Origin of the sequence: Gordonia desulfuricans NBRC 100010 (assembly GCF_001485495.1) — a bacterium.
Lineage (GTDB): Bacteria > Actinomycetota > Actinomycetes > Mycobacteriales > Mycobacteriaceae > Gordonia > Gordonia desulfuricans.
Genome location: NZ_BCNF01000036.1, coordinates 80,872 through 107,585, shown reverse-complemented (window position 1 = coordinate 107,585; position 26,714 = coordinate 80,872). Strand labels below are relative to the sequence as shown.

The 26,714-nt window shown below is 68.2% G+C and carries 23 protein-coding genes and 1 tRNA gene; 11 read left to right on the top strand and 13 right to left on the bottom strand.

The genetic code is table 11. The features are described 5' to 3' along the window. Window positions 1-465: 465 nt before the first annotated feature. Window positions 466-1,737, top strand: coding sequence for a benzoate/H(+) symporter BenE family transporter (locus GD1_RS05865; RefSeq protein ID WP_157079378.1), 1,272 nt, complete (start codon window positions 466-468; stop codon window positions 1,735-1,737). Here the strand turns inward: GD1_RS05865 and GD1_RS05860 are convergent. From GD1_RS05860 to GD1_RS05850, 3 genes are read right to left on the bottom strand one after another with little or no spacing between them, the layout of a single operon-like run. After that, window positions 1,698-2,453, bottom strand: a complete 756-nt coding sequence (locus GD1_RS05860) for an SDR family NAD(P)-dependent oxidoreductase (protein ID WP_059036271.1) — start codon at window positions 2,451-2,453, stop codon at window positions 1,698-1,700. The genes GD1_RS05865 and GD1_RS05860 overlap by 40 nt on opposite strands. Then, window positions 2,446-4,005 (bottom strand): acyl-CoA synthetase, encoded by a 1,560-nt coding sequence (locus GD1_RS05855; protein ID WP_059036268.1) that lies wholly within the window; start codon window positions 4,003-4,005, stop codon window positions 2,446-2,448. Before GD1_RS05855 ends, GD1_RS05860 begins: the two co-directional genes overlap by 8 nt. Before the next feature lie 11 nt (window positions 4,006-4,016). Beyond that, complete coding sequence (locus GD1_RS05850) at window positions 4,017-5,144, bottom strand: DUF5938 domain-containing protein (RefSeq protein WP_059036302.1); 1,128 nt, start codon at window positions 5,142-5,144, stop codon at window positions 4,017-4,019. A gap of 170 nt (window positions 5,145-5,314) precedes the next feature. Here GD1_RS05850 and GD1_RS05845 point away from each other — a divergent pair, with 170 nt between their 5' ends. The 3 genes from GD1_RS05845 to GD1_RS05835 all read left to right on the top strand — a co-directional run bounded on the left by GD1_RS05845 (window position 5,315) and on the right by GD1_RS05835 (window position 7,276). Further along, complete coding sequence (locus GD1_RS05845; protein WP_059036300.1) at window positions 5,315-5,944, top strand: TetR/AcrR family transcriptional regulator; 630 nt, start codon at window positions 5,315-5,317, stop codon at window positions 5,942-5,944. Window positions 5,945-6,015: 71 nt separating this feature from the next. Further along, window positions 6,016-6,411: a hypothetical protein gene (locus GD1_RS05840; RefSeq protein WP_020791061.1), complete on the top strand. Its 396-nt coding sequence runs from the start codon at window positions 6,016-6,018 to the stop codon at window positions 6,409-6,411. Window positions 6,412-6,436: 25 nt separating this feature from the next. After that, window positions 6,437-7,276, top strand: coding sequence for an alpha/beta hydrolase (locus tag GD1_RS05835; protein WP_020791062.1), 840 nt, complete (start codon window positions 6,437-6,439; stop codon window positions 7,274-7,276). A gap of 99 nt (window positions 7,277-7,375) precedes the next feature. Here GD1_RS05835 and GD1_RS05830 read toward each other — a convergent pair whose 3' ends face one another. Further along, window positions 7,376-8,800: an aldehyde dehydrogenase family protein gene (locus tag GD1_RS05830; protein WP_059036266.1), complete on the bottom strand. Its 1,425-nt coding sequence runs from the start codon at window positions 8,798-8,800 to the stop codon at window positions 7,376-7,378. A 164-nt stretch (window positions 8,801-8,964) separates the two neighbouring features. On the opposite strand from GD1_RS05830, the gene GD1_RS05825 reads away from it, so the two are divergent. Continuing rightward, window positions 8,965-9,285 (top strand): putative quinol monooxygenase, encoded by a 321-nt coding sequence (locus GD1_RS05825; RefSeq protein WP_020791066.1) that lies wholly within the window; start codon window positions 8,965-8,967, stop codon window positions 9,283-9,285. 118 nt (window positions 9,286-9,403) lie between these two features. Here GD1_RS05825 and GD1_RS05820 read toward each other — a convergent pair whose 3' ends face one another. The 4 genes from GD1_RS05820 to GD1_RS05805 all read right to left on the bottom strand — a co-directional run bounded on the left by GD1_RS05820 (window position 9,404) and on the right by GD1_RS05805 (window position 14,173). Further along, the gene (locus tag GD1_RS05820; RefSeq protein WP_059036298.1) at window positions 9,404-10,963 is read right to left on the bottom strand and encodes a DEAD/DEAH box helicase; all 1,560 of its coding nucleotides are present in this window, start codon (window positions 10,961-10,963) and stop codon (window positions 9,404-9,406) included. A 277-nt stretch (window positions 10,964-11,240) separates the two neighbouring features. Beyond that, window positions 11,241-11,489 carry a hypothetical protein gene (locus GD1_RS05815; protein WP_059036264.1) on the bottom strand — a complete coding sequence of 83 codons (249 nt, stop codon included), beginning with the start codon at window positions 11,487-11,489 and terminating at the stop codon, window positions 11,241-11,243. Between the two features lie 20 nt (window positions 11,490-11,509). Continuing rightward, entirely contained in the window at window positions 11,510-13,045 is a 1,536-nt protein-coding gene (locus GD1_RS05810) for an alkaline phosphatase family protein (protein WP_059036261.1), read from the bottom strand. Window positions 13,046-13,222: 177 nt separating this feature from the next. Next, window positions 13,223-14,173 (bottom strand): hypothetical protein, encoded by a 951-nt coding sequence (locus GD1_RS05805; RefSeq protein ID WP_020791135.1) that lies wholly within the window; start codon window positions 14,171-14,173, stop codon window positions 13,223-13,225. Window positions 14,174-14,235: 62 nt separating this feature from the next. On the opposite strand from GD1_RS05805, the gene GD1_RS05800 reads away from it, so the two are divergent. After that, entirely contained in the window at window positions 14,236-15,696 is a 1,461-nt protein-coding gene (locus GD1_RS05800) for a dihydrolipoyl dehydrogenase family protein (RefSeq protein ID WP_059036296.1), read from the top strand. Window positions 15,697-15,794: 98 nt separating this feature from the next. Here GD1_RS05800 and GD1_RS05795 read toward each other — a convergent pair whose 3' ends face one another. Beyond that, window positions 15,795-16,439, bottom strand: coding sequence for a GPR1/FUN34/YaaH family transporter (locus GD1_RS05795; protein WP_152972792.1), 645 nt, complete (start codon window positions 16,437-16,439; stop codon window positions 15,795-15,797). Window positions 16,440-16,703: 264 nt separating this feature from the next. Next, window positions 16,704-16,780 (bottom strand) — tRNA-Leu (locus GD1_RS05790). 155 nt (window positions 16,781-16,935) lie between these two features. Between GD1_RS05790 and GD1_RS05785 the strand changes: the two genes are divergently transcribed. The 3 genes from GD1_RS05785 (at window position 16,936) to GD1_RS05775 (ending at window position 20,949) form a co-directional block, all read left to right on the top strand. Further along, on the top strand, window positions 16,936-19,335 hold the full coding sequence (locus GD1_RS05785; protein WP_059036258.1) for an MMPL family transporter: 2,400 nt from the start codon (window positions 16,936-16,938) through the stop codon (window positions 19,333-19,335). Beyond that, the gene (locus GD1_RS05780) at window positions 19,286-19,969 is read left to right on the top strand and encodes a TetR/AcrR family transcriptional regulator (protein ID WP_020791631.1); all 684 of its coding nucleotides are present in this window, start codon (window positions 19,286-19,288) and stop codon (window positions 19,967-19,969) included. Before GD1_RS05785 ends, GD1_RS05780 begins: the two co-directional genes overlap by 50 nt. A 125-nt stretch (window positions 19,970-20,094) precedes the next feature. Next, the gene (locus tag GD1_RS05775) at window positions 20,095-20,949 is read left to right on the top strand and encodes a Bax inhibitor-1/YccA family protein (RefSeq protein ID WP_020791628.1); all 855 of its coding nucleotides are present in this window, start codon (window positions 20,095-20,097) and stop codon (window positions 20,947-20,949) included. A gap of 67 nt (window positions 20,950-21,016) precedes the next feature. Here the strand turns inward: GD1_RS05775 and GD1_RS05770 are convergent, their stop codons facing one another. Beyond that, window positions 21,017-22,240: an acetyl-CoA C-acetyltransferase gene (locus GD1_RS05770; protein ID WP_059036256.1), complete on the bottom strand. Its 1,224-nt coding sequence runs from the start codon at window positions 22,238-22,240 to the stop codon at window positions 21,017-21,019. Window positions 22,241-22,348: 108 nt separating this feature from the next. Continuing rightward, on the bottom strand, window positions 22,349-23,317 hold the full coding sequence (locus GD1_RS05765; RefSeq protein WP_053777736.1) for an SGNH/GDSL hydrolase family protein: 969 nt from the start codon (window positions 23,315-23,317) through the stop codon (window positions 22,349-22,351). Window positions 23,318-23,445: 128 nt separating this feature from the next. Here GD1_RS05765 and GD1_RS05760 point away from each other — a divergent pair, with 128 nt between their 5' ends. Together GD1_RS05760 and GD1_RS05755 are read left to right on the top strand one after the other, a co-directional pair. Continuing rightward, on the top strand, window positions 23,446-24,846 hold the full coding sequence (locus tag GD1_RS05760) for a cystathionine beta-synthase (RefSeq protein ID WP_020790046.1): 1,401 nt from the start codon (window positions 23,446-23,448) through the stop codon (window positions 24,844-24,846). Between the two features lie 37 nt (window positions 24,847-24,883). Further along, a complete protein-coding gene (locus GD1_RS05755; RefSeq protein ID WP_020790045.1) occupies window positions 24,884-26,038 on the top strand; it encodes a cystathionine gamma-synthase in 1,155 nt (384 codons plus the stop codon). Window positions 26,039-26,139: 101 nt separating this feature from the next. Here GD1_RS05755 and GD1_RS05750 read toward each other — a convergent pair whose 3' ends face one another. Beyond that, window positions 26,140-26,652, bottom strand: a complete 513-nt coding sequence (locus tag GD1_RS05750; RefSeq protein ID WP_059036255.1) for an SRPBCC family protein — start codon at window positions 26,650-26,652, stop codon at window positions 26,140-26,142. Window positions 26,653-26,714: the final 62 nt, after the last annotated feature.

The following is a 26,714-nucleotide window of genomic DNA, read 5'->3' as shown; positions in this document are numbered from 1 at the left end:
GGCGAACTTTCCCCTACTTTCGTCACCTTCCCCGGGTTTCAACTGGGGGAAGGTCGCAAACCTAGGGGAAGGACGACCTTCCCCTAGTTTCGCGAGTGGGAACAGAGAGCGAGAGTCGCGAACGGGGGCTGTGGGCGAGATGTCGGGATTCGGCGAGTGGGGAGTCCGGATTCGTGCTGCGCGGTGATCAGGTGCGTTCGAGGGAAACGCCGACGGGACATCGGTTGATAAACCTCGCCGATCAATCGACAGAAATCACGTCCTTGTTCGTGATGAATCCGTGGCTAGCATCACAGACAGCAGCCCCACGAGGAGGACGGCACAACGACGGACGAGGAGAGCACGAGAATGTCCGCACCCATCTCGGAGAACGACGCCGAGAACGAGGCCGCCGTCGTTCACGAACCACGACCGATCGCGGGAATCGTCGAACGGCCGACCCTGCGGCCCCCGCGCCCCAGGGAGATGCTTCGGGACATCGGCGGCACCTACGTGGTCAACGGTGTGATCGGCCTGATCTTCGCGGCGTCGGGTCCGGTCGCGGTCATCCTGGCGGCCGGTGCCGCCGGACATCTGACCGCCGCACAACTGTCGTCGTGGATCTTCGGGGTGTTCGTGCTCAACGGCATCCTGACGCTGATCGCCAGCTGGGTGTACCGGGCGCCGCTGGGTTTCGCGTGGACCATTCCGGGCACGGTGCTGGTCGGCGCGTCGTTGCAGCACCTGTCCTGGGCCGAGGTGGTCGGCGCCTTCTTGCTGACCGGTCTGCTGATCCTTCTCGTCGGATTGACCGGCCGTGTGCGACAAGCGATGTCGGCGTTGCCGATGCCGATCGTGATGGGCATGGTCGCCGGCGTCTTCCTGCACTTCGGCCTGGACATCGTCGCCGCCGTGGGTGCCGACCCGTGGGTGGCCGCACCCATCGTGATCGCCTTCTTCGGCTTGCAGTTCCACGGCACGGTGAGTCGGTGGATGCCACCGATCATCGGGGCGTTCGTGGTGGGCGGCATCGCCGTTGCCGCGACCGGGTCGTTCCACTCCGGACCGAAGCCGTCGTCGCCGCTGGCGGTCCCGGTGTTCACCGTGCCGGAGTTCACGGTGCGGGCCGCACTGGAACTGGTGCTCCCGCTGGCCATCACGGTGATCGTGGTGCAGAACGGGCAGGGCGTGGCGGTGCTGCGCGCCTCGGGGCATCGTGTGCCGGTCAACGCCGTGACCATCGCCTGCGGGGTGTGGTCGGCGGCCGCCGCGACGGTCGGGGCCATCTCGACGTGCCTGACCGGCCCCACCAATGCGTTGCTGGTGTCGGACGGCCGCCGCGAACGGCACTACATCGCGGCATTGACCTTCGGCGTGCTGGCGATCGTGGTTGGCCTGTTCGCGCCGGTGTTCGTCGAGCTGATGCAGGCGATGCCGGCGGCGTTCATCGCCACGGTCGGCGGACTCGCCCTGCTCGGGGCACTGCAGAGCGCTTTCCGCGGTGCGTTCGGCTCCCGGTTCACGATGGGTGCACTGGTCACCTTTCTGGTGTCGGTGTCAGACCTGACGATTCTCAACATCGGTTCGGCGTTCTGGGCTCTGATCGCCGGGGTCCTGGTCTCGTGGCTGGTCGAACGTGACGACTTCGGGAGGGCGGCGGCCGACCGCAGCGTCTCGCCGTCACCGCCGACGTCGACGGCGACGCCGCGTGGTGGGGGTCAGACCAGCGAAGCGGTGAGCCCGCCGTCGAGGATGTAGTGGCTGCCGGTGATCCAGGATGCACGATCGGAGGCCAGGAAGGCGCAGACCTCGGCGATGTCCTGAGGAGTCCCGAGACGCCCCTGCTTGGCGGCGACGAGATCACCGAACGGCACCTGGGTCGCGGCCTCGAAGTCGGGAACGAGGCGCTCCACCATGCTGGTGTCGGCGAATCCCGGGCACACCGCGTTCACCCGTACCCCGGCCGGACGCATCTCGACTGCGGCCACCCTGGTGAGCTGGATGAGCGCAGCCTTTGTCGCACAATATGATCCGAGTAGTGGGCTGCCGCCGACCCCGGCGACCGAGGCGATGTTGACGACATTGCCCTTGGACTCGACGAGATGACCGATCGCGGCCTTCATCGCCACGAACGGACCACGCACATTGACCGCGTAGATGTGATCGAAGGAGTCGGTGGACTGCTGCGACAGCGGCGACGAGATCTCGATGCCGGCATTGTTGACCAGGACGTCGAGACCACCGAGGATCGCGACGGCAGCGCTGATCGCCTCCTGTACCGCCGACTCGTCGGTGACGTCGCAGTTGGCGACACCGGCGGCGCCGATCTCGGTGGCGGCCGATGCTGCGGCCGCCTCGTCGCGGTCGCTCACCACGACCGATGCGCCGCGTTCGATGAACAGCGCCGCGATGGCTTTGCCGATCCCGGCGCCGGAACCGGTGACGAACACGCGCTTGCCGGACAGTTCACTCATTGTTCTCTCCTTGCTGCAGGGTGTCTCGGATCTCGTTCTTGAGGATCTTGCCGACCTTGGAACGGGGCAGGTCGGGCCAGATCTCGATCTGTTTGGGGGTCTTCACACTGCCGATTCGTTCTTTGACGAAGGCGATCAGCTCCTCCGGGGTCACCGTCTGGTCGGGACGCAGTTGTACTGCTGCGGTGACCCGTTCACCCCACTTGGCGTCGGGCAGGCCCACCACCGCACTCTCTTTGACCGCCGGGTGGGTGAACAGTGCCTGCTCGACCTCGGCGGAGTAGACGTTGAACCCGCCGGTGATGATCATGTCCTTGGCGCGGTCGACGACGAACAGGAATCCGTCGTCGTCGAGGTAGCCGATGTCGCCGGTGTGATGCCACCCGAACTGGCTCACCTCGGCTGTGGCCGTGGGATTCTCGTGATATCCGTCCATCACCAGCGGTCCGCGGACCACGATCTCGCCGGGCTCGCCGTGCCCGAGCAGCCGTCCCGCCTCGTCCATGATGGCCACGGTGGTGAGCGGGGTGGGCCGTCCCGCGGAGCGGAGCCGTTCGGTGGCGATCGAGCCGTCCGGGCGGAAGTGGTCGGCGGGCGCCATCGTGGCGATCATGTTGGGTGCCTCGGTCTGGCCGAAGAGCTGTCCGAGTACCGGGCCGATCCGGGTCAGGGCCTCCTCGAGCCGGGTCGGTGACATCGGTGCCGCGCCGTACCACAGGCATTGCAGCGACGAGAGATCGGTGCGATCGAGGGCCGGGGTGTCGAGGAGACCGTAGATCGCGGTCGGCGGGAGGAAGGCGTGGGTGATGCCGTGCTCCTGCACCAGGGTGAGGAATTCGGTGAGGTCCGGTGCGGGCATGATCACCACCTCGCCGCCCAGGCTCAGGATCGGGAAGGTGAGGACACCCGCCGAATGGGTGAGCGGTGCCATCGCCAGGTAGCGGGGTCGTCGACCGAACGGATACGACATCAACGCCAGCGCCGTCGACGTCATCAGGTTGTCCTCGGTGAGCCGCACGCCCTTGGGTTTTCCCGTCGTCCCGCCGGTGCCGGCGAGCATGCACAGACCGCCGTCGGGATGACGCTGCGAGTCGAGTTCTCCCGGATGCTCGGTGAGCCAGCGGTCGAACGGCACCGCCCCGTCGATGTCGTCGCCGGTGTCGTCGTCGAGGCACACCAGCCACTCCAGACGGGGCAGCCGATCGCGGATGCGGGCGACGAGACCGGCGAAAGCGCTCTGGAAGAACAGAAATCGGCAGCCGAACAGGTCGAACAGCTGCCGGTTCTCGTCGGCCTCGTTGCGGGGGTTCACCGGACACCACACCGCCCCGGCCCGGGCGATCGCGAAGACGCAGGTGAGGGCGAGCGGATCGTTCGCCGACAGCACCGCGACCCGGTCTCCGGTCTGGATTCCGTTGTGCTGCAGTGCGGCCGCGATGCTCACGGTCTGGTCACAGACCTCACCGTAGGTGCGTGTTCGGGTGCCCGCGGTCAGGCACGGCGCATCCCGGCCGAGCGATACACCCCTGTCGAGATAGTCGGACAGTCGCATCGCCGAGCTCCTCAGCCGTGGGCGGTGACGATCGGGTCGAGCACGAGACCGAATGCGCGCAGCACCCCGAGCATCTCGCGATGACCGAAGACCTGACAGCCCGAGACGAATCCGACCGCACGCGGCGTGGCCTGCAGCAGATGTGCCGCACCGTAGGCGTTGAGCAGGGCGGTCTGCTTGTAGTTGCAGTTGCCGTGGATCACACAGTGCACGCGACCCAGGGGGCCGGAGGCGTGGACCGAGTCCAGTGAGGTGTTGATCCGCGGGTTCTCCCGGGGCGGGGTCTCGCTGCGCACCGACGCCGAGACGGTGTCGATGATCTGGAACTTCTCCGCGTCGGACTTGCCCTCCATCTGTTCGAGCGCCGCCGCCACGATCTGCGGGACCCCCAGCATGAGCGGGCGGTTGATGACGCCACCGAGTGCCCTCGCGTTGGCGACGCGCGGATCGTTCTTGAACCACACCGGATGCGACGTCCCGCCCCAGGGGAGGGCCAGGCCCAGCTCGTGCTGACCGGGTACGACGAGTTCGTAGATCCCGGCGTCGGCGGGCCACTCCACGTACTCGTTCTGCTCCAGGTAGTAGGCCTTGGCGAACGCGGCGTTGGTCAGGATCGTGTTGGTGGAGGCGACGGTCGGATATCCCTTCCAGAACACCTCGATGTCGAGGGTGTCGAGGCCGGGCGTCTCCAGGCAGATGTTGGCCGCGATCTCGCCGATGGTGTACATCTGGGCCAATCCAGGGGTGAGAACCATTCCACGCGAGGCGAATTCGGCGCCGTACTGCTTCTCGACGTCGATCATCCAGTTCTGCTCGCCGTTGGTGTCGGTGTAGTGGGCTCCGATCTCGAGGCATGCCTGCACCACCGGGTCGCCCCATCGCGCGAAGGGGCCCACGGTGTTGAGGACCACCTCGGCGCCGCGGAAGGCGTCGACCAGCGCTTCGGTGGAGTGTTCGACGTCGACGATCTCGTGGTCGACGGTGTCGATACCCGGGACCGCGTCGACGACGGCCTTCAGGCGGTCGGAGTTCCGGCCGGCGGCCAGGAACGGGATGTTGTACTCACGCAGGTATTCACAGATCAGGCGGCCGGTGTACCCGGATGCGCCATAGACGACGACGCGCTTGTCGGTGGGCATGGTGTTGCTCCGTTCGTCGAGTGTGTGGTGCAGCTCACACACTAGGGTCTGATCTTGACAGTCGTCAAGGAAAGTCTGGACGGTTGTCAAGGGCGTCGGCGCAGGCAGCGGGGCTAGACTGGGAACTCCGGCGCCGGATGGGCCGGTTCGACGTGGAGGTGGGTGACGCCATGACAGGACCGAGTGCAACGCGTGCCCGCATCGACGAGCGGGCTCGGGACAAGTTCTCGGCCAAACGCACCGAGCTGGCGCTGGCCACCCTGCACACCCTCGCCGAACTCGGATATGCGCGCACCAGCCTGCGGGAGATCGCCCAGAACTCCGAGTACTCCCACGGCGTGCTGCACTACTACTTCTCCGACAAGCTCGACCTGATCGCCCATGCGGTCCGCCAGTACGAGGCGGTCTGTGTGACCCGCTACGACGACGTGGTGGATGCCGCCACCGACGCCGATGGACTGCGAAAGGCATTCGGCGACAACTACTTCGGTACCCTCGTCGCGGATGCCCCGATTCATCGGCTCTGGTACGACCTGCGTAACCAGAGCTTGTTCGACGATGCCTTCCGCGCCGACGTCCTCGACATCGAGGCCCGCCGCGAGGAGATGATCTGGCGGGTCGTCACCCGCTACTGCGAGCTACTGGACGGGCAGCCCGTCCTGGACTCCGCCACCGCCTACCTGCTGCTCGACGGGATCTTCCAACGGGCCCTGCTGCATCACCTGGCCGGCGACGACGCCGAGGTGGATGCCGCCAGGATCCGGCTCGCCGCCGTCTTCGAGGTGCTGGCCGGCCGCTGAGGCGGGGACCGGACGAAGGCGGCACGCCGAATCGCCCTCCTGCGCTCGGGGGGACCGGGATAATCGCCACCATGGCCGACAAAGGGGTTACGCAAGGCGCGGCGGCGCGTCCGGGGGAGCGGCAGCGGTTCCGCAAGCTGGCACAGGCCGCGTTGAACGCGGATGTCACGGTCGAGCAGGTCGACACCATTCTCACCGACATGGGTTCGGCGCTGGACGGATTCGGCAACACGCTCGGCGATCTCGATGGCACCATCGAGAAGCTCGACACCACACTGTCGCAACTGACCGGCACGCTGACCCGCGTCGACGACACGGTCGACCGGATGGTCGCGGTGGTCGCACGACTGGAGACGGTGGTCAGCCGGATCGAGGCGCTCGTGGGTATCGGGGAGGCGGCGCTACGTCCGCTCGGCGCGATCGAGTCGGCCGGCCGCAGCGTGCTGAACCGGATCGGGTTGGGCTGACAGGGACGGGATGAGAGGGCAGGGGATGGCACAGGTGGAGCACGAGTTCATCGGCAGGCACGGCGAGCGGATCGTCTTCGACGTGTTCGAGCCGGCGGATACACCGCGTGCGGTGGTGGTGATCGCACACGGCATGGGAGAACACGGCGGGAGGTACCGTCACGTCGTCGAGATGTTCACCGACGCAGGTTATCTCGTCGCGGTACCGGACCATCTCGGGCACGGCCGGTCGGGAGGACGGCGTATGCAGGTCAGCCGCTTCGAGGACTACACCGACGATCTGCACCGGGTGATCGGCGAGGTGCGCGTCGGCGGCATCCCGTTGTTCCTGGTCGGGCACAGCATGGGCGGCTGCATCGCCCTGGACTACGCCCTCGACCACCCGGACCGTCTCGACGGCCTGGTGCTGTCGGGGGCGGCGGTGATGCCCGGTGACGATCTGCCCGGACCGTTGATCGCGGTGTCGAAGCTGGTCGGGAAGATCGCGCCCGGTCTGCCGACCATGGCTCTCGACGCCGGCAGCATCAGCCGCGATCCCGCGGTGATCGCCGCCTACGAGGCCGACCCGATGGTGTATCGCGGCAAGATCCCGGCGAGGCTGGGCGCCGAGATGATCTCGACGATGCAGTCCTTCCCGGCACGGCTCCCGTCGCTGCGGATGCCGGTCCTGGTGATGCACGGCAGCGAGGACACGCTGACCAACCCCGAGGGCAGCCGGCTCGTGGAACGGCTCGCGTCGTCGGCGGACAAGACGCTGGTGATCTGGGAGGGCCTGCGGCACGAGATCTTCAACGAACCGGAGAAGGGCGAGGTGCTCGGCACCCTGCTGCGGTGGATCGAGGGCCACACCCCGACGCAACGCTGAGACCTGTTCGGCGCCATCGCAATCAATCGCCGAGCACACCGGCGGGGGCATCCGATGCGGATGCCCCCGCCGGTGTGGTGAGGGAGGAGGTGGCAGGAGTCAGGCGCCGAAGCCCAGCAGCGACTTGACCTCGAGGAACTCGTCGAAGGCGTAGTCGCTCCACTCGCGGCCGTTGCCGCTCTGCTTGTAGCCGCCGAACGGCGCCGACGGATCGAGCTGTGCACCGTTCAGGGAGATCGACCCGGCACGGATCCGACTGCCGACCTCACGGACCTTGTCGGTGTCCTTGCCCGACACGTATCCGGCGAGGCCGTAGTCGGTGTCGTTGGCGATCTCGACGGCGTTGTCGAGATCGTCGTAGCCGATCATCACCAGCACCGGGCCGAACACCTCGGTGCGGGCGATCTCCATGTCGTTGGTGACATCGCGGAACACCGTGGGGCGTACGTAGTAGCCGGTCGGCAGGTCGTCGGGACGGCCGGGGCCGCCGAAGACGGGGGTGGCGCCGTCGGCGATGGCCCGCTCGATCAGGCCCTGGATCTTGGTGAACTGCGGCTCGGAGACGACCGGCCCCAGCCGCACCTTGCCGGTGGGATCGCCGACGGTGAGGGCGGGCGCCACCGATCGGGCGGCCTCGGTGGCCTCGTCGAGTCGGCTCGCCGGCACCAGCATGCGGGTGGGGGCGTTACAGGACTGACCGGAGTTGACCATCATCGACGACACGCCGGCGGCGACGTTCTTGGCGAGATCCTCGTCGTCGAGGATGACGTTGGGGCTCTTGCCGCCGAGCTCTTGCGCCACGCGCTTGACGGTCGGGGCGGCGTTCCGCGCCACCTCGACGCCGGCGCGGGTGCTGCCGGTGAACGACACCATGTCGATTCCGGGGTGCGTCGACAGGGCCGTGCCCACACCCGGCCCGTCACCGTTGACCAGATTGAACACACCCGCGGGAACGCCTGCGGTGTCGAAGATCTCGGCGACGATCGCAGCGCTGAACGGAGCCACCTCGGACGGCTTGAGCACCATGGTGCAGCCGGTGGCGAGTGCCGGTGCCACCTTGCACATCACCTGGTTGAGCGGCCAGTTCCACGGCGTGATCAGGCCGCAGACACCGATGGGTTCCTTGACGATGCGCGAGGTCCCGCGGTCCTCGGCGAACGAGTAGTTCGGCAGGGCGGCGGCTGCGGTCATCAGGTGGCCCAGGCCGATCGGCACCTGGACGTTCTTGGACAGGAAGTCGGGGGCGCCCATCTCCTCGGTGACCGCCGCCGACAGATCGTCCATCCGTTTCTGGTACTCGGCGATGATCGCGTTGAGCACTTCCAGGCGCTCGGCGGCAGTGGTGGAGCCCCAGGTCGTGAAGGCGCGGCGGGCTGCGGCGACCGCCACGTCGACGTCGGCCGCGTTGCCGATCGCGACATGACCCGCGGCCTTCTCGGTTGCCGGGTTGATGACGTCGATGAGGTTGAGCTCGATCGGGTCGACCCACTGGCCGTCGATGTAGAACTGGGTGATCTCGCGCATGCTTGTCCTCCGTGTCGGGATGGTCACCACGAACTGTGTCGTACCCCACACTATGCCTCATGGCCGATGAGCCCGAGTGAGCGGTCGCTAACCGACCGGGGCTCGCGCGCAGGCGTCGCGGATTGAGACCGCCGGACCGGCAGGGGCGGGCTAGTCTCGGCCCCATGATTCACATCGTCGCACTGTGGAAGATCAAGCCCGAACACGCCGATCGATGGCCCGAGATCAGCGCCGAGTTCACCCAGGCCACCCAGGCCGAACCCGGCAACAAGTGGTTCCAGTGGTCGCGCAGCCTCGCCGACCCCGACGAGTACGTGCTCATCGAGGCGTTCGACGACGACGCCGCGGTGGCACACGTGAGCAGCGATCACTTCAAGAAGGCCACCGCGGAACTGCCGGCCTACCTGGTGTCGACGCCCAAGATCATCAACACCACCGTCGACCAGGACGGCTGGTCGGAACTGGGGGAGATGGCCGTCGATTGATTCGGAGTATCGAAACGACAGCGGCACAAACGATCTCGGCCGGAGGTTTCGACGCGGGTCCACGCGGATGGTGGACCCGGTCGAAACCTCCGGCCGATTCGGGGCAGAGGTCCGACGATCAGTGGGTGGGGGCGGAGGTGCGACGACGCGCGGCCTGGCCGTTGCCGTTGCGGCCGTTGCCGCGACGAGCGCCGCCACCGGCCTGCGCATCGCGGGTACGGGTGCCGCCGGCGTGCCCGGCACCGCCGGAGCGTGCGGTGCCACCGGAACGTCCCGTGCCGCCGGAACGGGTGGTCGCGCCCGAGCGTGCGGCGCCGCCTTCCGGATGGCCACCGGCCGACCGGCGCGGGGCGCCGGTCCGCGAACGGGAACCCTGCGAGCCTCCGGTACCGGACTGCTCGCCGCGTCCACGGCCGCTGCGGTTGGCGTTGCGTGCACCGGACTGACCGCCGGCGCGGCGCGGGCTGCGGGGCTGACGCTGCTGGGCGGGCTGCTCGGGGGCGGGCTCCACGTAGGCGGCGCGCTCGCCGACAAGGGTGAGGACCGGCTCGGAGGTGGCATCCACGCGCTGCGGGGTGACCGAGATCTTGGCCTTGCTCAGCAGCTGTCGGAGGTCGCGGCGCTGCTCGGGCAGGCAGAGGGTGACCACGTCACCGGCGCTGCCGGCGCGGGCGGTACGGCCCGAACGGTGCAGGTAGGCCTTGTGCTCGGCCGGCGGGTCGACGTGGACGACCAGCTCGATGCCGTCGACGTGCACACCGCGGGCGGCGACGTCGGTGGCCACCAGCACGCGGACGTTGCCGCCGCCGAAGGCCGCGAGGCTCCGATCACGTTGTGCCTGGCTGAGATTGCCGTGCAGATCCACGGCGGGGATGCCCTCGGCGGTGAGCTTCTTGGCGAGCTTGCGCGCCTGATGCTTGGTGCGGGTGAACAGGATTCGCTTCCCGGTGCCCGAGGCGAGGGTCCGGATGACGTCGTTCTTGGTCGAGGCGTCGGCCAGCTCGTAGACGTGGTGGGTCATCTTCTCCACCGGCGACGACGCGTCGTCGACCGAGTGCATGACCGGCTCGTGCAGGAAGCGGCGGACCAGCTTGTCCACGCCGTTGTCGAGGGTGGCCGAGAACAGCATGCGCTGGCCGTCTGCCGGGGTCGAGGCGAGGATGCGGGTGACCGCGGGCAGGAAGCCCAGGTCGGCCATGTGGTCGGCCTCGTCGAGGATGGTGATCTCGACGTCGTCGAGCCGAATGATCTTCTGGCTCATGAGATCTTCGAGTCGTCCGGGGCAGGCGACGACGATGTCGGCGCCGCGGCGCAGGGCCTGCTCCTGACGGCTCTGCTTCACGCCGCCGAAGACGGTGGTGACGCGCAGGCCCACGGCCTCGGCGAGCGGGGTGACGGCGTCGGCGATCTGGGTGGCCAGCTCGCGGGTCGGGGCCAGCACCAGGCCGGTGGGTGCACCCGGGGTGCGGGCGACGTCGAGGTCGGCCAGTCCGGCGACCAGGGGGATGGAGAAGGCCAGGGTCTTGCCGGAGCCGGTGCGGCCGCGGCCGAGGACATCGGCACCGTCGAGGGTGTCGGGCAGGGTGTCGGCCTGGATCGGGAAGGCCTCGGTCTTTCCTTCGGCGGCGAGAACCTCGACGAGGGCGTTGGGCACACCGAGATCGGCGAAGGTGGTCAAAGTCATGCCTTTCGGGCAGGGATCGACACCGAGTGGAACACCCACATAGCGACGATCGGATGGCGAAGGCGCGGGGTCGCGCATTCGTTCGCCGTATGAAGTGGAGTGATCGAGGCGGCGCTCCGGAAGTTCGGGCGTCCCGCCGACAACAGTCGTTCTACGACGCAGTGACGCTGCTCGAGGCGCATCACGATGTTTCGACCGTACACGGTCGGGGTGGCATCCGACGAATCGCGTGACCGGCGACACGTCGGAACCGAACGGATCAGGCGATGTTTCAGACGATGCTGCTGGCCACCGCGATCACCACACCCGCGACGGTGAGGATGCCGACGATCACCGCGCAGATGATCGCGCGGCGCCGGCGCCCCTGACGTGCCGCCGTGAGTCCCATTCCGACGGCGATCAGGATCGCCGCCGCATACACCGAGATACCGATGGTCAGGCCCGCGACGGCGGCATCACCCATGGCCAGGATCTGCGGCCCGGTGAGCCGGTCGGCAGCGGAGACACCCGAATCGGTCATGGGTCGAGTACATCACGGCCCTATCCGGTGGGTGCGCGACGGGTTCCCGGTTGCTGGCCGGGCATCCGATTGGGCGGCACCGGGTAGGGCGTACCCTGCCCGAGGGTTCCGGCGGCCACGTTGGGACCACACTTGACCAGGGCGTTCTGTGCGGCCGGTACCGGATCACCGAACCTGGGCCGGGTGGCGTCGGGACGGTTGCCGAAGTCGAACGCCGAGGTCATGTCGCCGACCGTCGATCGGCGCCATGCGGTCAGATTGGGCACCGGCACCCCGAAACGTTTCTCGATCAGCCGTAGCTGCGAGGTGTGGTCGAAGGTCTCGGTGGCCACCAGACCGCCCCGGCTGTAGGGGGAGATGACGAAACACGGCACGCGATAGCCCAGTCCGATCGGCCCGCGGATGCCCTTGGCCGAGGACACCTTGCCCAGATCGGGGACGCTGACGTACTCACCGGGGGTGCCGGGCGGAGCGGTCGGCGGGGTGACGTGGTCGAAGAAGCCGCCGTTCTCGTCGTAGCTGATGATCAGCGCGGTCTTCTCCCAGACCGCCGGATTGGAGGTCAGGATGTCGAGCAACCCGACGATGCCGACCGCGCCGAGCGCTGCCGGGAGCGCAGGATGCTCGCATTCCAGTGCGGGCGGGACCACCCACGCCACCTTGGGCAGGCGGTTGGCCTTGACGTCGGCGGCGAAGTCGGCCGGATAGGTGGGATCGATTCCGCGGCGGGCGAGTTCGGAACTCGGGTTCCGGGCCTGCGTGAAACAGCCCATCATCCCGTCGAGGATCACCGACGACACCGGGCCGAAGTCCTTGTTGTTGTAGATCTTCCAGCTCACCCCGGCGTCGCGGAGGTTCTCCGGCATGGTGCGCCAGCTGTAGGCGAACTTGGGGATGAGGGTGGGGGTCTCGAGCAGTGGTCCGCCGTGTCTGCCGTCGGGGTCGAGCGTGCCGCTCATCCAGTACAGACGGTTGGGATCGGTGGGGCCGAGGACCGAGCAGTGGTAGCCGTCGCACAGGGTGAAGGCCTCGGCGAGGGACCGGTGCACCGGGATGTCGGCACGCTCGTAGTACCCCATCAGCGCCGGTGCGTTCTCCGGTCCGACCGATGCGATCGACATCGGCAGCCAGCCGTCGTTGCGTCCGTTGTTCCACGCCTTGTGCATACCGGCCCAGGAGTGGTCGGGATCGTTGATGCACTGCCCGTCGAGATTGGCGTCGTGCGCGGTGTCGAGGCGGAACGGTACGGTGTGGCCGGACGTGGTGGGACCGACGCCCGGCGCCCAGCCGTACTGCTTCCATGCGGCCGACTGCTCGCCGAAACCCCTTACGCCGGAATAGCTTCCGAAGTAATGATCAAAACTGCGGTTCTCTTGCATGAACAGCACGATGTGCTCGATGTCGGACAGGGAGCCGCTCCCGCCGGGATCGGCCGAGGCGTACGCCTTGTCGATGATCGGCGCCGCCCACGACGTCAGCAGTCCTGCGCCACCGGTCGCGGCCACACGGGCCAGGAAGTCCCGCCGCGAATATCCGGCAAATCCGGCGTTGCTCACCCTGTGCTCCTCGCTGTCGGGCGGTCGCACCGGATGGGCTGGTCCGCAGACAGAAGGTGATGCGGCCGCCCGCAGAGTGTAGGCAGAGTTCGGTGGGCGCGCGGTGAATCCCGGATGAACACGGCGCGGATCGGTCGTCGAGCGTGTGGAGCCGGTGTCGGCTGTTGCGGGCGGGTGTCAGTGTCCGACGATCCGGACGGCCGCCCGCAGTCGTCGGAGATCCCCGGTGTGCCACCCGAGGAGCAGCCACATCACCACCACGTATCCGGTCACGGTCAGCGCCGTCCACGCGCGCGCCGATCCGGGCAGCAGGTCGGCGATGACCTCGTCGCGGGGCGTCCCGTCGACCGTCGCGGGCAGCCATGCGTCGAGCAGGGTCCGGGTCAGCGCGATCGGCTCGAACGGGCCGATCGTGGAGGCCAGATAGAACGAGACCAGCGTGATGAGCAGGCCACCCACCGATGCGATCACCTTCACCTGCGACCCCAGGATGGCGGTCGCGGTACGCAAGGCCTCCACGGTGAACGCCAGCACCAGGGCGAGCAGCAGGCAGGCCACCTGGGCGCTCAACAGGCGGGCGAGGACCGAGTCCTCGTCGTCGGTGGACTCCAGCCGGGGCAGGGCGATCGCCAGGGACACCAGACCGGAGATGAACGCGATCAGGGTGACCGACGACGAGATCCCGGTGATGCGGTCGAAGGAGGCGCGCACGGCGTGCTCGGTGGTCATGGTCGCCGTCTTCGGTGACGAGTGATAGACCACCAGCACCACCAGCCCGGCCAGGACGGTGGCCAGCAACCAGGCGATCGTCGTGGTCGCGACGGCGGCGAGGGCGAACGAACCGATCAGCGGGCCGAATACCGCATCGGATCCCAGGTGTGTCCCCACCAGCGGCAGAATGCCGACGATGGCGATCGCGACCCCGGCGACGAGCAGCGGACCCGAGTACTCGGTGATGTCGACGGGGTTGAGATCGGGGTCGCGACCGCGGATCACGCGCCATTCGGCGGCCAGGATGCGTCGTGTTCCCCGGATCCAGTGCACCTGGTCCGGGTGGTTCGGCTTGGTGGGGGCGCCCGGTTCCGGCTCGTCCGGCACCGAGGGGCCCTGGTGAACGCTGTCCGACATGACTGTCGATCATTCCTGGCGATCGGGTCGGGTGGGTGGCACCGGGCGCCTACCGTGGTGACATGAGTCGTTCGGGAGACAACACCGACACCTATGACGTCGTGGTGATCGGCGGTGGTCCCGCCGGCGAGAACGCCGCCGACTACGCCATCCGCGGTTCCGGTCGCACCGCGGTGATCATCGAAGACCAGCTCGTCGGCGGGGAATGTTCCTACTGGGCGTGTATGCCGAGCAAGGCGCTGCTCGGGGCGGGGGCGGTGCTCGAGGCCGCGGCCGGACTGCCCGGCTCGGCGCCCCGGGTCACCTCGACCCGGCCCGACCGCGACGCGCTGCTCGGCTGGCGCGACACGATGACCTCGCACCGCGACGACGCGTCCCAGGTCCGCTGGCTCGACGGCGCGGGTATCGACCTGGTGCGCGGCCGGGCACGGCTGACCGGTGAGGACGGTGTGGTGGAGGTGGACGGCCGTCGCATCCGGGCACGGGAGGCGGTGGTGCTGGCAACCGGCAGCACCGCGTCGATCCCGGACATCCCGGGACTGCGCGACGCGGCGCCCTGGACGTCCCGTGACGTGACCGCCGTGGTCGAGGTCCCGGAACGGGTGGGCGTACTCGGCGGTGGGGTGGTGGCCTGTGAGGCCGCCACCTGGCTCACCGATCTCGGTGCGACGGTGACGATGGCCGTGCGTGGGCAGGCGCTGCTGCCGGCCATGGAACCGTGGGCGTCGGCGATGGTCGCCGAGGGCCTGCGAGCCCGCGGAGTGGACCTACGCTTCGGCGAGACGTTCGGGCATGTGCAGCGGGTGAAGACCCGCGACACCGGCCCCGGCCGTGTTCACGGGGGGCCGGTCCGGATCTCGCTGACCGGGGCCGACGGCTCGCGGGCCGATGGACTGGAGGTCGACGAGGTCCTCGTCGCCGCCGGACGCCGCCCCGCCACGGTGGGGCTGGGCCTGGAGACCCTCGGGATCGATCCGACGCAACCCCTCGACGTCGACGATCACCTGAACGTGGCCGGTCGGGGATGGTTGTACGCCGTCGGTGACACCAACGGGCGTGCTCCGCTGACCCACATGGGCAAGTACCAGGCGCGGGTGGTGGGCGATGTGATCTCCGCCCGCGCAGAGGGATACCGGCTCGACGGCCCCCGGTATCGGGCGCTCGCCGACCATTCGGCCGTCCCGCAGGTGGTGTTCACCCGCCCCGAGGTGGCCTCGGTGGGAATGACCGAGCAGACCGCGCGTGCCGCCGGGATCGAGGTAAGGACAACCGAACTCGACATCGCCGTCGCGGGATCGGCGCTGGTTCGGTCGGACTATCGCGGACATGCGGGACTCGTGATCGACGCCCTGCGGGAGGTGATCGTGGGTGCCACCTTCGTCGGTCCCGACGTCGCCGAACTGTTGCACTCGGCGACCGTCGCCGTGGTCGGAGAGGTCCCGCTGGACCGGTTGTGGCATGCGGTCCCGGCCTATCCGACCGTCAGCGAGGTGTGGCTACGGCTCCTGGAGAGCCTGCACTGATCTGCGCGCACACGCGCAGGATTTCGTGTGGTCGGGTGAAAAGGCCTGTGACGCCGCCACATCCCCCGTCGAGGAGGTGGCGGCGTCGGCCAGGTGGATCAGGCCAGGACCGGCCGTCCCATCGGGAGGGCCGGTCCGCCGGTGGACGTCGACATGGCGTCGAGGAACAGGTAGGCGCCGACCGCGGCGAAGGCGAACACCACACAGCCGGCGGCGGTCTGGATCGCGGTGCTGCCCTGGGCGGTTGCCAGCAGCACCAGGACGAGTGCGATGTCGATCAGGACGAACAGCAGGGTGAACGCGAACGGCAGGCGTAGCGTCGCGACGGTCAGCAGACCCACGACCACCAGCCATGAGGTGAGGAAGACCTCTTGGGTGGCAACGGCATTCGCCTCGCCGACCCCGAACCATCCGTGGGTGAGGCCGAGGACCAGGACCGCGTAGCTGAGCCAGAATCCGCTGAAGATGCCGAAGATCGCGGCAACCGCGCTCTGTCCCGACGACGATGCCCAGACCGCCGCGACCAGCTGGCCGATGCTGGTGGCGGCCAGGATGATCGGGATGGATGCGCCGGTGGCTGGGACGAATCCCACCAGTACCATGCCGAGGGCCACCGACCCGACGATGAACGTGGGCACGCCGATCGCGGCGGGATTCGCCGGTGGGGCAGGGGGAGTGGCCGGTTCGACCGATCCGGCCGGTGCGGTGAACGTCTCGGGCGGAGCCATGGCAACGTCGGTCATCGTGATCCCTTCATAGATCTCGACATTCATAGGTGATTTCCGTCGCAAATGTAGGGATGGTGTGGCTGCGATCACAATGGCTACGGGATCGACCTGACCCGCGACTGTCCGGCAGGCCAGTGGGTCAGGTGGCCGATCAGGTCGTGGTGTGACCGGATTCGGGCGCACTCCGGCCGGAGGCCGGCAGGGGTGTGATGGTGCGCCCTCCGGGATGTCACTCGAACTCAGTGGGCGCACTCCGGCCGGAGGCCGGCAGGGATGACATGGTGCCCCCAGTCGGACTCGAACCGACACTGTGCCGGTTTTAAGCCGGCTGCCTCTGCCGATTGGGCTATGGGGGCGTGGGCATCAGCATGCCATCGCGGGGCGTCCTGTGTGCGTGGGGGTGGTGTCTGCCGAATGCGGGACGGCCCTTGACCGACGGGACTTATCGACGTTAACTTAACGCCGATAAGTCAAAATGCCGGATGGATCGACCAACAGGTCTGGGGGACCCATGTTGACCCGAATTGCACAGCTCGTGACGGCGGCACCCAAACGTGTGCTGGCCGTGGTGTTCCTGGTTCTGGTGGGGGCGGGGATCTATGGCGCGTCGGCGTCGCAGTACCTGTTGTCCGGCGGATACGAGGACCCGCATTCCGAGGCGGCCACCGCGGCACAGGTCGTCGATGAGACCTTCGACCGTGGCGGTCTGCAGATCGTCTTCAAACTCGACGCCCCGCCGGGCACCGACATGGCCACCGACCCCGTCGGCATGCGCACCGGACGGGAGATCATCGCCGAGCTCGAGGCGAATCCGAATGTGCAACGGCCGATCCTGTCGGTCTGGCAGCAGCCCGCGCTGGCGTCGTCGCTGCTCTCCGAGGACCGGACGTCGGCGCTGATCGTGGCCACCCTGTCCGGCGGCGACAACGACGCCCCGCGACATGCCGAGGAACTCGAAGGCCAGATCGTCGGTGAGCGCAACGGCATCACGATCCGCGCGGGCGGTCAGGCGCTGGTCTTCCAGCAGGTCAACGAACAGACCAGCCGCGACCTCGCGATCGCCGAGGGTATCGCCATCCCGATCAGCTTCCTGGTGCTCATCGTGGTGTTCGGCGGGGTGGTGGCCGCCGCCCTGCCGATCGCGGTGGGCGTGTTCGCGATCGTCGTCACCTTTGCCGTCCTCCGCCTGATCGGCAGCGTGACCGATGTGTCGATCTTCGCGCTCAACCTCACCACCGCAATGGGTCTGGCGCTCGCCATCGACTACACCCTGCTGCTGGTGACCCGCTATCGGGAGGAACTCGCATCCGGTCGTGAACGTCGTCAGGCGATCCTGGTGATGATGAACACCGCCGGACGCACCGTCGCGTTCTCGGCGGTGACGGTCGCACTGTCGCTCTCGGCGCTCGCGATCTTCCCGATGTACTTCCTGCGGTCGTTCGCCTATGCCGGACTCGGCGTGGTGATCGTCGCGGTCCTCGCCGCACTCGTCGTCACGCCGGCCCTGCTGATGGTCCTCGGCCCCCGCATCGACGCACTCGACGTGCGGCGGGCGATCCGCCGGGTCCGCGGCCGCCCCGAACCGGCATCGCTGCCCATCGAGGAGAGCGGCTGGTATCGCTTCGTGCAGTGGGTGCTGCGCCACGCCGCCCCGGTCGGCGCCGGGGTGATCATCGTGCTGCTGGTACTCGGCGCCCCGTTCCTGTCGATCCGGTTCGGGTTCCCCGACGACAGGGTGCTGCCGAGCTCGGCGAGCGCGCACGAGGTGCAGCAGGAGATCCGTGACGGGTTCACCGACGACCTGTCCGGCACCCTGACCGGTGTCGTCGTCGGTCCCGCCGATCCCGCGGCCCGCGCCGAATACGCCGCCGCCCTGTCCCGCGTCGACGGGGTGACGTCGGTGTCGGGCGCATCCGGGACCTTCGTCGACGGCGCCGCCCGAGGGCCCGCCGATCCGGCCGGCACCCACACCGCCGGCGACGGGACCGTCACCGGACTGCTGTCGATCTCCACCGAGGTCGAGCCGCTCAGTGACGCCGGATCCGACCAGCTCGACACCCTGCGCGCGGTGCCCACACCGCCGGGCCTCGCCGCGTCGTTCACCGGCCTCGCGGCACTCAACGCCGACACCGTCGACTCCATCTACGCCCACCTGCCGTGGGTGCTCGCGGTGATCGCGATCGCCACCTTCATCCTGTTGTTCCTGTTCACCGGCAGTGTGGTGTTGCCACTGAAGGCATTGGTGCTCAACGTGCTGTCGTTGTCGGCGACGTTCGGTGCGATGGTCTGGTTCTTCCAGGAAGGCCACCTCGGGGGCCTCGGCACCACCGCGACCGGCTACCTCGTCGCGACCATGCCGGTACTGATGTTCTGCATCGCCTTCGGCCTGTCGATGGACTACGAGGTGTTCCTGCTCGGCCGGGTCCGCGAGGAGTGGCTCGCATCCGATCGCAGCCGGGCCGCAAACGATCACGCGGTCGCGGTCGGCCTGGCCCGCACCGGACGCGTGGTCACCGCCGCGGCACTGCTGATGAGCATCGTGTTCGCCGGGATCGCGGCCTCCCAGGTGTCGTTCATGCGTATGTTCGGGGTGGGTCTGACCCTTGCGGTGCTGATGGATGCGACCGTCATCCGGATGCTGCTGGTCCCGGCATTCATGCGGCTCGCCGGTCGTGCCAACTGGTGGGCGCCGGCGCCGCTACGGGCCCTGCACGACCGGATCGGGCTGTCGGAGGAAGGTGACCACGGGCTCCCGGCCGGGACGGGGACCACAGGGACGGCGGCCACAGGGACGGCGGCCACAGGGACGGCGGCCACAGGGACGACGGCCACCACAACGAAGACGGAGAAACAGGAGAGCAGTGAGCACGACGTCGAGACGCCGGACGCGGTCCCCCCGCGGCTCGGGTGAACTCCTCGCCGAGGAGATCATCGATGCCGCCACCGAGTTGCTCCTCGACGAGCAGGACAGCAGCGCGGTCTCGATCCGGGCGGTCGCGACGAGGGTGGGGGTGACCCCACCGTCGATCTACCTGCACTTCGCCGACAAGGAAGAACTCCTGGACGCGGTCTGTGCCCGCTATTTCGAGCAGCTCGACGACCGGATGGCGCAGGCCTGTGCGGGTGTCGACGACCCGATGGAACGTGCCCTGCAGCAGGGACTGGCGTATGTGCGGTTCGCCGTGTCCACCCCGGTGCTCTACCGGCAGGCGTTCTCCCGGACCACCGTCGACACCCGGACGAAGGTCGACATGGTGCTCGCCGCATCGGCCTTCGTCCGGTTCACCGACACCGTCACCGAACTCGCCGACGACGGGCTGTTCGATCCCGACGAGATCGCCGACGTGGTCCTCGAACTGTGGGCTGCGGCCCACGGGGTGGCCTCGCTGATGATCGCGAAACCGGTACTGGACTGGGGTGACGAGGAGCAGCGTGCCACGACCCTGCTGCGCGCGGCATGCCTGGGGCGCGTGGTGATGCGGACGGTCGACTGCGCCGACCCCGATGCCGTCCGGCGGCTCGTCGACCGGCTGGGAACCGACTGACCAGGCCCCGGTAGGCGCGGTTCCGGCATCGATGGTCAAGAAAAGGTAAAGTCGGAACTCATGGGGGTTCGTCCCCGTTGACAGTTCAGACGTCCACTCGAACGTCGAAGACAAGGGAGCATCAGGTGCGAGACAGTAGCAATCCGGTGATGCGCGGCGTTGTCCGTGACAATCAGTCCGGTGGCTATGCAGGCTTCGGCAGCGGTGCTGCCGGCGCCGGACAGGCCGCCATGTACAACCAGTACGGCCAGCAGGCGCCGTACAGCCCGCCCGCCGCGCCGCCGAGCACACGTCAGCTGACCATCGACGACGTGGTCACCAAGACGGCCATCACCCTCGGGGTGCTGACCATCTCGGCCATCGTGTCGTACTTCCTCAGCTCGTCCAACGAGACCCTCGCGCCGCTGCTGTGCGGTGTCGGTGCCATCGGCGGGCTGGTCCTGGTGCTGATCGCGAGCTTCGGGCGCAAGCAGGACAACCCGGCGATCGTCCTGGGCTACGCGGTCCTCGAAGGCCTGTTCGTCGGCTCGATCTCCTACGTCTTCGCCAACTGGGTGGTCAGCGGAGCCAACGCCGGTGCGCTCATCGGTCAGGCCGTGCTCGGTACCTTCGGCGTGTTCTTCGGCATGCTGCTGGTCTACAAGGTCGGCGCGATCCGCGTGACCCCGCGCTTCACCCGCATGCTGTTCGCGGGCCTGATCGGCGTGATCGTGCTGATGGTCGGCAACCTGATCATCGGTCTGTTCACCGGCAGCGCAGGCATCCTGCGCGACGGCGGCCCGATCGCCATCATCTTCTCGCTGGTCTGCATCGCGCTCGCCGCGTTCAGCTTCCTGCTGGACTTCGACGCCGCCGATCGCCTGATCCGTGCCGGTGCCCCCGATCGCGCCGCCTGGGGCGTCGCACTGGGTCTCACCGTGACCCTGGTCTGGCTCTACGTCGAGATCCTGCGTCTGCTGAGCTACTTCCAGAGCGACTAGACAGTCTCCTGAAAACGAAGAACCCCGCTCCGATCGGAGCGGGGTTCTTCGTTTGTGCCGACCGGGGTCAGCTCAGGCGCTCGAGCACCATCGCCATACCCTGGCCACCGCCGACACACATCGACTCGATGCCGAAGGTCTTGTCGTGGGTCTGCAGGTTGTTGAGCAGGGTGGTGGTGATGCGGGCACCGGTCATACCGAACGGGTGGCCCAGCGCGATCGCCCCACCGGAGACGTTGAGCTTGTCGTGATCGATGCCGAGCTCGTCGGCCGAACCCAGCACCTGCACCGCGAAGGCCTCGTTGATCTCGACGAGGTCGATGTCCGACAGCGACATCCCCGACACCTTGAGCACCTTGCGGATCGCCTCGATCGGGCCCAGGCCCATGATCTCCGGCGACAGGCCGGTGGCAGCGGTGGCCACGACGCGGGCCAGCGGGGTCAGGCCCAGCTCCTTGGCCTTGGTGTCGCTCATGATCACCAGCGCGGCCGCGCCGTCGTTGAGCGGGCAGGCATTGCCGGCGGTGATGGTGCCGTCGGGGCGGAAGACCGGCTTCAGCTGCGACACCTTCTCGTAGGAGGTGCCGGCGCGCGGGCCGTCGTCGGTGCTGACGGTCGATCCGTCGGGCAGGGTGACCGGGTCGATCTCGCGGGCGAAGAAGCCGTCGGCGATCGCCTTCTCGGCGCGGTTCTGGCTCAGCACGCCCCAGCGGTCCTGGTCCTCCCGGGAGATGCCGGTGAAGGATGCGACGTTCTCGGCGGTCTGGCCCATCGCGATGTAGACGTCGGGCAGGATGCCGTCGGCACGCGGGTCGGACCACGTGCCCGCGCCGCCCTCGGCGGTCTTCTCGGTGCGGGCCATGGCCTCGTCGAAGAGCGGGTTCTTGGAGTTCGGGGCACCGTCGGCGCCACCGGAGATCCCGAAGCTCGAGACGCTCTCCACCCCACCGGAGATGAAGACATCGCCCTCACCGGCACGGATGGCGTGCAGGGCCATACGCGTGGTCTGCAGCGACGACGAGCAGTAACGGTTGACGCTGACGCCGGGGATGTGGTCGAAGCCGAGCTCGACGGCGATCACGCGGGCGATGTTGTAACCACCCTGACCACCGGGCTGGCCGATACCCCAGTGAATGTCCTCGATGTCGGCCGGATCGAGGGCCGGCACCTTGGCGAGGGCGGCGGCGACCATCTGACGGGACAGCTCGTCGGGACGGACGTCCTTCAGAGATCCCTTTCCGGCGCGGCCGATGGGCGAACGGGCATGGGCGACGATGACAGCTTCAGGCATGTGAAACACGTTACTTCACCGCTGTCCGGTAGGCCGGGGCGTGCCCTGTCCGAAACGGTTGTGCGGTGGTCGAATGAGACCGGGCACAACCCGGAGATGACCCGTGAGCTAGCCGAGACGACCGTGCGGCATGGGCACATGTCGCACCGTCCGCACCACCCGCAGCAGCCGTTCGGTGAACTTGCTGTTGTCCACCGACGGCGAGATCTCCGGCGGTTCCGGCAGCGGCTCGGGTCCCCACTCGCCGAGGGCGACGAGCACCTCGGGCATCAGGATGTCGGCGGCGAGCTCGTACCCGGCATTCGACGGGTGATAGCGGTCGAAGGAGAACATCCGGTCGGGTGCCTCGCGGAACTCCTCGGACAGCAGGTCGGCCATCGGGACCGCCCGTCCACCGGCGGCGACGACGGCGGACTTCTGTGACGCCGCGAGGCGCAGACCCCACAGCCGCAACACCGACCGCAGCGGCTGCGGCACCGCCGTGATCACGCCCATGTCGGGACAGGTGCCGACGACCACCTGGGCACCGATCGTGCGCAACCGGTCGACGGCCTTGCCGACCCGCACCGCCGACGACCGGATGCCGTTACGGGCGGTGACGTCGTTGGCGCCGATCAGGATGACGGCGATGTCGGGCCGGTGACCGGCGATCAGCATGGCGTCGATCTGGGAGTCGAGGCCCTTCGACGTGGCGCCGACGATCGCCTTGTTGCTGTACCGGACCACGTTGCCGGTCTCGACGGCGATGCGGTGCGCCAGCAGCGCCCCCGGGGTCTGCACGCCGGTGTCGGCGCCCAGACCGGCCGCGGTGGAGTCGCCGAACACGGCGAGATGCAGGGTGGCGTCGGCGGCATTGGCGCGGGTCACGCGGATCGGTCCGGTGCCGTCGGGCCGATAGAGGCCGTCGCCGTCGGGGGCGTTGTCGGTGCGATGCGGGATCACCGTGCGGGCCTTCTGTGCCTGCCAGACCAGCAGGTTGTAGCTTCCCCAGGTGACTCCGGCGGCCGCAGAGGTCGCAGCCACCGTGGCGCCGATGTCACGGAGGAGGTGATGGTCGGTGGGACGCGGTCCGGACACGTCTGTCAGCTTAGCGATCACCGGCGACGCGACGGTCGAGTGCGCGATCCCCGGCCCGTCGTCGAGGGGCGGGGGAGAGAACCCGAGTCGGATGTGGGTGCCGCGGGGCACTCTGGGACGATAGAGGCATGCGCATCGCCAATACTGTCGTGGACCTGGTGGGCAACACCCCTCTGGTCAAGCTCAACTCGGTGGTCAAGCCCGGATCGGGTCTCGTGGCGGCCAAGGTCGAGTACCTCAACCCCGGCGGCAGCAGCAAGGACCGGATCGCCCTTCGGATGATCGAGGCGGCCGAGAAGTCCGGCGAGCTGAAGCCCGGTGGCACCATCGTCGAACCCACCTCCGGCAACACCGGTGTGGGACTGGCACTGGTGGCCCAGCAACGCGGCTACAAGTGTGTGTTCGTGTGCCCGGACAAGGTGGGCGAGGACAAGCGGAACGTCCTGCGCGCCTACGGTGCCGAGGTCGTGGTCTGCCCCACCGCGGTCCCGCCGGAACACCCCGACAGCTACTACAGCGTCTCCGACCGCCTGGTCACCGAGATCGACGGCGCCTGGAAGCCCAACCAGTACTCCAACCCGGCCGGCCCGCAGAGCCACTACGAGACCACCGGCCCGGAGATCTGGGCCGACACCGACGGCAAGGTCACCCATTTCGTGGCCGGCGTCGGCACCGGCGGCACCATCACCGGCACCGGCCGCTACCTCAAGGAGATCTCCGACGGTGCGGTCAAGGTGGTCGGCGTCGACCCGGAGGGCTCGGTCTACTCCGGCGGCACCGGACGGCCCTACCTCGTCGAGGGCGTGGGTGAGGACTTCTGGCCGGCCGCCTACGACCCGAGCATCCCCGACGAGATCATCGCCGTCTCCGACGCCGACTCGTTCGACATGACCCGCCGCCTCGCCAAGGAAGAGGGCCTGCTGGTGGGTGGCTCGTGCGGGATGGCCGTCGTCGCGGCACTGCAGGTGGCCGAGCGTGAGGGCCCCGACGCCGTCGTCGTCGTGCTGCTGCCCGACGGTGGTCGCGGCTACATGGCCAAGATCTTCAACGACGAGTGGATGAGCAGCTACGGTTTCCTGCGCTCCCCGCTCGATGCCAAGGCCACCGAGCCGCTGGTCGGAGATGTGCTGCGCGGCAAGACCGGCGCCCTGCCGGATCTGGTGCACACCCACCCCCAGGAGACGCTGCGCGACGCCATCGAGATCCTGCGCGAGTACGGCGTCTCGCAGATGCCGGTGGTCGGTGCCGAACCGCCGGTGATGGCCGGTGAGGTGGCCGGTGCGGTCACCGAACGCGACCTGCTGTCGGCGGTGTTCGAGGGACGTGCCAACCTGGCCGATCCGGTGTCGGCGCACATGGGAGAGCCGTTCCCGCTCATCGGTTCCGGTGAGCCGGTGTCGGCGGCCACCAAGGCGCTCTCCGACACCGACGCCCTGATGGTGGTCGAGGACGGCAAGCCGATCGGCGTCATCACCCGGCACGACCTGCTTGCCTTCGTCAGCACCCACCCCACCATCACCGCCGGCTGACCGCCGACCAGAGTCCAACTCAGCGAGGAGTTTTCACGTGAGTGATCAGCAGCGTCGTCGCGGATTCGCCACCGAGGCCATCCATGCGGGCTACGACCCGGACCCACGGACCGGCGCGGTCAACGTGCCGATCTACGCCAGCTCCACCTTCGCCCAGGACGGCGTCGGCGGGATGCGCGACGGATTCGAGTACGCCCGTACCGGTAACCCCACCCGTCGGGTGCTCGAGGCCAACATCGCGGCCATCGAGAAGGGCACCTACGGGCGGGGATTCGCGTCGGGGATGGCCGCCACCGACGCCGTGCTGCGTTCGCAGTTGCGCCCCGGCGACCACCTCGTCATCCCGAACGACGCCTACGGCGGCACCTTCCGCCTGATCGACAAGGTGTTCACCCAGTGGGGGATCACCTACTCGGTGGCGCCGGTGACCGACGTCGACGCGGTGCGTGCGGCGGTCACCCCGCAGACCAAACTGGTGTGGCTGGAGACCCCGACCAACCCGCTGCTCAACGTCGGCGACATCGAGGCGATCGCCGCGGTGACGCACGAGGCCGGCGCGAAGCTGGTGGTGGACAACACCTTTGCCACCCCGTACCTGCAGCAGCCGCTGACCCTGGGTGCCGACATCGTGCTGCACTCGACCACCAAGTACCTCGGCGGGCACTCCGACGTCGTCGGCGGTGCGCTGGTGACCGACGACGCCGAGATCGACGAGGCGGTGGCCTTCCTGCAGAACGGTGCCGGTGCGGTGCCAGGCCCGTTCGACGCCTACCTCACCATGCGTGGCATCAAGACCCTCGCGGTGCGGATGGAGAAGCACTGCGACAACGCCGAGACCGTCGTCGACTTCCTGGCCAAGCATCCCCGGATCGAGTCGGTGCTGTACCCCGGCCTGTCGACGCATCCGGGGCACACCGCCGCGGCCAAGCAGATGTCGCGGTTCGGTGGCATGGTGTCGGTGCTGGTGGCCGGTGACATCGAGGACGCCAAGAAGTTCTGTGCCCGTACCGAGGTGTTCACCCTGGCCGAGTCCCTGGGCGGGATCGAGTCGCTGATCGAGCATCCGGGCGCGATGACCCACGCCTCCACCGCGGGGTCGCTGCTGGAGGTCCCCGCCAACCTGGTGCGGCTGTCGGTGGGCATCGAGGACATCGACGACATCCTGGCCGACCTGGAGCAGGCGCTGCAGTAGAGCTCGGCGGGTCTGGTCTGATCGACCGGCCAGACCCTCCACACTTACGCAGAAACCCCCGGAGTTTCCGGGGGTTTCTGCGTAAGTGTGGAGGGTTTGCGTCAGGCCTGGGGTGAGAGATGGGCGAAGTACCGCAACGTGTCCGACTCGATGCTGCGGAACACCGGCGTGGACAGTGGATTGGAGATCGCGGTGACCGGCCACGACGACGTGCCGAGCTCGAGCGCGAACACCCACACCAGTCGCGAACCGACCTCGGCCGGACTGATCTCGGTGTACTCACCGAACTTCCGCATCCCCGGCACGTTCACCGATCGCACGCGGAAAGCGTTGTGGTAGTTGCCCGTCGCGGCGTCCTCGGTCCAGTCGAAGAACTCCTCCGACAGTGCGACATACCCCGGGGCGAGCTCGGCCCGGCGGGTGGTGCCCACCCCGAAGGGCGCCGACGAGGTGAACGTGACGGACTTGATCGCCTTGCACCAGTCCAGGGTGTTGGGGCGGGTCAGTTCGGCCCAGGCGCGTTGCGGGGTGACCGGGATGTTGACGTCGATACGGAACGAGATCGGCGCGTTGTCGAAGAAGTCGAGTTCGAAGGGCTCGAGGTCATAGGCCATGGCCCGACGATAGCGATTCGGGAGGCCGGGGGGAACGGTTTGCCGCGGGCGTGGACTAGCCT